The organism is Brevundimonas sp., from assembly GCF_023259385.1.
Classification (GTDB): domain Bacteria; phylum Pseudomonadota; class Alphaproteobacteria; order Caulobacterales; family Caulobacteraceae; genus Brevundimonas.
The window spans coordinates 1-3662 of the sequence record NZ_JAHFPF010000310.1; the positions used below are offsets into that span (position 1 = coordinate 1).

At 67.3% G+C, this 3662-nt stretch carries 3 protein-coding genes; 1 reads left to right on the top strand and 2 read right to left on the bottom strand.

What is annotated here, in order from left to right:
* Together Q0C81_RS17355 and Q0C81_RS17360 are read right to left on the bottom strand one after the other, a co-directional pair.
* A partial coding sequence (locus Q0C81_RS17355; protein ID WP_291840945.1) for a TonB-dependent receptor occupies positions 1-1738 on the bottom strand: 1738 nt, incomplete at its 3' end.
* A 142-nt stretch (positions 1739-1880) separates the two neighbouring features.
* Positions 1881-2915 (bottom strand): LacI family DNA-binding transcriptional regulator, encoded by a 1035-nt coding sequence (locus Q0C81_RS17360; RefSeq protein ID WP_291840947.1) that lies wholly within the window; start codon positions 2913-2915, stop codon positions 1881-1883.
* Positions 2916-3042: 127 nt separating this feature from the next.
* Between Q0C81_RS17360 and Q0C81_RS17365 the strand changes: the two genes are divergently transcribed.
* On the top strand, positions 3043-3662 hold a 620-nt coding region (locus Q0C81_RS17365), incomplete at its 3' end, for an MFS transporter (protein WP_291840949.1).

Here is a 3662-nt window from a genome sequence, read left to right on the forward strand (position 1 = left end):
CGATGCGGTAATCGCTGAACGAGTCCTCATACGATCCAACCTGCTCTCCCGGGGCCGAGATCTGGAAGAAGCTGTGCTGGCCGTTGGGAGGGCAGACCTGTCCGCCGCCGCCCGGCTGGGTGTCGGGGCGATTGACGCAGGTTCCGTTCGGCCGGGAGCCGTCGGCCACGCCGGCGATCTGGTCCAGGAAGGTATCGCGCGCGCCAGGGGTGAAGGCGCCCAGGAAGTAGCGCGCGGCCTCCTGATTGTTGCCCGGCGTCGGCGGAGCATAGCTCGCTCGACCGGTGAAGTTAGGCCGGAAACCCTCGGTGCCGAGGCGTGTGGTGAAGCAGCAGCCGAAGCCGTCCGAGCCGAGACCCAGCACCCAGTTGCCGCCGATGCCGCGCCGGGACTTGTTCTCCTCGGTGTAGCGATAGCCGGCCTTCAGGCGCAGCTGGTCGGTGACCGGATAGGTGATGTCGAAATAAGCCGCGAAGGAATCGGACTGGACGTCCGGGAAGGTGAATTCCGTACCCGAGTAGAACTGGCCCTTGTCGACCACGGACAGGAAGCCGACCTGCTGGCTTTCCTTGAAGTAGAACAGCCCGGTCGACCAGACCGTCTCGGCGCCGGGCGCGGACGACAGCCGCAGCTCATGGACGTCGGATTCCGACAGGGTCAGCCAGTACTGCGTGCCGAAATTGTCGTAGTCGACGTTGGCCGCTCCATAGCCCGGACGCACCACGCCCTCGTTGGACGCGTTGACCTGGTAGTAGTCCACGTTGCGGCGGCTGCCGGTGTATTCCAGCACCGCGGGACCGAAGTCGTAGGACGAGTTCAGCGCCAGGCCCCAGTTGTCATTCTCGACCAGGCCCTGCGGGCCGCGATACAGGACCTCGCGCAGCTCCAGCTGATCGGGCGTGCCGCCGTTGACCAGGCCGTTGCGGATGTTGGTTGCGGGATAGCCGGTGCCGCGCTCGGATTCGAAGTCGCCCATGAAGGTCAGGCGGAAGCGCTCGTTGGGCTGGTAGAGGTAGGTCGCGCGCGCCGAGAACAGCTGCTGCTCGCCGGTCGGATCCAGGCTCTGGTCGTTGCCCACGTTCTCATAGGCGGTGCCGCGATCCACGCCGTACACGGCCAGGCGCAGGGCCTGGTTCTCGCCGATCGGCATGTTGGCGGCGGCTTCGTATCCGGCCGTCTCCAGCGTGCCGACTTCCCCTTGGGCGAATCCTTCGAACACACCCAGACGCGGCATGTTCGGAATGATGTTCAGCGTGCCGGCCACGGCGTTGCGACCGCGCAGGGTGCCTTGCGGCCCCTTGGCCACCTCCACCCGCGCGAGGTCGAAGAACAGTCCGCCGAGACCTCGGGGACGCGGAAGATAGACGCCGTTCAGGTGGGTCGCCGCCGAAGGATCGCCCAGCTCGGTGTTGTTGGCCGTGCCCACGCCGCGGATGTAAATCTGGACGTTGCCTTCCTGGTTCGAGATGGACAGGCCCGGGATGGCGGACTGGAGGTCCTCGATCTGATCGATGCCAACGGCCCGGAGGTCTTCGCCGGTGATGACCTGGGCCACCCCGGCGTAGTTCTGGAGCGTCTGCTCGCGCCGTTCGGCGGTGACGACCACCTCTCCGATGTCAGTGGCCTCGTCCTGCCTTTCCGCCGCAGCGGCAGCCGGAGCCGTCTGCGCCTGGGCTGCACCGGCGGTTATGGCCAGAGACGCGCAGCCGAGCAGAAGCGAACGCTTGAACGTGGTCATGGTCTTCCCTCCCCGTGGACCCTGTTCACCAGGATTCCATCATACCGACGCGCTCACAGGCCCGTCCGTTTCCTCAGGTTACACTGTTCAGATTTGACAGCGCTGTCAATGCAATTTGACAGCGCTGTCACAGAACCTCCCATCAACCGGCCGGATGGGTCGAGAACCGGTCGACCAAAGTATAGTCCACCCGTTCCGCATGGCCCGGTCGCCCGGCGGACGAGGGAAGCAGCAGCCGCGTGGCCGCCGCCGCCATCTCGGCCACCGGCTGGCGAATAGTGGTCAGGGGCGGCGTGCTCAGCATGGCGCTGGGAGTGTCGTCGAACCCACAGACCGCCAGGGCGGCCGGCGTCGCCACGCCGAGCGCGGCCGCGGCGTTGAGTACGCCGAGAGCCATGTCGTCATTGCTGGCGAAGATGGCGGTCGGGCGCTCCGCCCGGCTCAGGATGGCGGTTCCCGCCCGCCGTCCCGAATCGAAGGTGAAGTCGCCTTCAACGATCAGGCCGCGGTCGATCTCCAGGCCATGCCGCTCCATCGCCGCCTCAAAGCCTTCGCGGCGCTTGCGGCTCGCCGCATAGCTGCCCGGTCCGGTGATGAAACCGATACGGCGGTGTCCCAGCGCGATCAGGTGGGCGGTCATGTCCTCCGCGGCCTGCCGGTCGTCCATGAACACCCGCATGCCGCGGTCGAGGTCGACCTCCGCGCCCAGCCGCACGAAGGGCGTGCCGTTGCGCTCAAGAATCTCAAGCACACGGGGATCGTCCGAGTTCGGCGGCGTCAGCAGCACGCCGTCGGGTTTCAGCGACCGCAGCAGGGCCAGGAGCCAGGACTCCAGGCTCGGCGATCCGTAGTCCACCAGTTCGACCATCAGGTGGTAGCCGGCCTTGCGGCATTCGACGAGCGCGCCGTATTCGAGACGACTGAGGTAGTCGTTGCCGCGCCCGCTGCGCCAGTGCTCCAGCGTCAACTCGGCGTCCACGAAGGCGGCGATCAGATAGGACGACGCGCCCGCCAGGGCGCGGGCCGACAGATTGGGCCGGTAGTCGAGGCTCTCGACGGCGGCCAGCACCTTGGCCTCGAGCTTGGCGCTGACATTCGGTCCACGGTTCAGCACGCGAGACACGGATTTTATGGAAACGCCCGCAAGGGCGGCGACATCGTAGATCGTCGCGGTCATCGTGGCGGCAGCCTCCCCGGTGACGGTGTCCAGTGGTCCGTCAGCGGGACTGATATGCGGTCTTCGCCGCGCATCACGCAAGATTTCGCTCGCTCCATAAATCGACATTGGCCACTGTCCGCGCACCATGAAGGCTGTCCAAGACCTTGAGGGCGGTCCCGCGACCCCCGTCCGAGCAGGCTTCATCGCCGTCCTGACCCTGGCCTATGTCGGGGCGTTCATCGCCTTTGTCCCCCTGCTCTCCCTGCTGGTTCCGCTGCAGGCCCAGAGCCTGGCCCCGGCTGACAAGATAGGCCTCCTCAGTCTCGTCACCCTTTGGGGCGCGCTGGTCGCCAGCGTCGCCAACATGGCCGTGGGCTGGGCCAGCGACCGGACCCGGCACCGGCTGGGGCGGCGCCGCCCGTGGATCATGGCCGGCCTGGCGGGCGTGCTCCTCGCCTATGCGCTCATCGCGGCGGCGCGGAGCCCGCTCGTCCTCGTCGCCGGCGTGATGCTGTTCCAGCTGGCCTTCAACATGATGTTCGCGCCGTTGACCGCCGTCCTGGCGGACCGTGTTCCCGATGGACAGAAGGGCCGCGTCGCCGCCTTCCTGGGCCTCGGTGCGCCGCTGGGGGCCGCCAGCGGCGTGCTGATCACCGCGCCGCTCTTCGCCGACACCGGGCCACGGATGACCCTGCTCGGCCTACTGGTCGTCGGCTGCCTCCTACCCTTCCTGCTGACCTATCGCGAAGCGCCGGCGGCGGGGGT

Coding starts and splice junctions, on each gene's coding strand:
- Q0C81_RS17360 (WP_291840947.1), bottom strand. CDS start 2,915: ATGACCGCGACGATCTACGATGTCGCCGCCCTTGCGGGCGTTTCCATA.